Origin of the sequence: Limnospira sp. PMC 289.06, from assembly GCF_032350395.1 — a bacterium.
Classification (GTDB): domain Bacteria; phylum Cyanobacteriota; class Cyanobacteriia; order Cyanobacteriales; family Microcoleaceae; genus Limnospira; species Limnospira platensis.
Map to the genome: position 1 here is coordinate 1 of NZ_JARPLC010000489.1, position 459 is coordinate 459.

At 43.8% G+C, this 459-nt stretch carries 1 protein-coding gene; it reads left to right on the forward strand.

The window, feature by feature from the left end; translation table 11 throughout:
- Positions 1 to 459, forward strand: a 459-nt coding sequence (locus P5674_RS25935) for a tetratricopeptide repeat protein (protein WP_315670492.1), incomplete at both ends; no start/stop codon positions are given.

Here is a 459-nt window from a genome sequence, read left to right on the forward strand (position 1 = left end):
GTCTGATTTAGGAGAGTATGAAAAAGCCATATCCTCCTACGACCAAGCCATAAAAATTAAACCCGATTACCATAAAGCTTGGTCTAACCGAGGGGTGGCGCTGTCTGATTTAGGAGAGTATGAAAAAGCCATATCCTCCTACGACCAAGCCATAAAAATTAAACCCGATTACCATAAAGCTTGGTCTAACCGAGGGGTGGCGCTGTCTGATTTAGGAGAGTATGAAAAAGCCATATCCTCCTACGACCAAGCCATAAAAATTAAACCCGATTACCATAAAGCTTGGTCTAACCGAGGGGTGGCGCTGTCTGATTTAGGAGAGTATGAAAAAGCCATATCCTCCTACGACCAAGCCATAAAATTTAAACCCGATTTACATGAAGCTTGGCATAACCGAGGGAATGCGCTGTCTGATTTAGGAGAGTATGAAAAAGCCATATCCTCCTACGACCAAGCCAG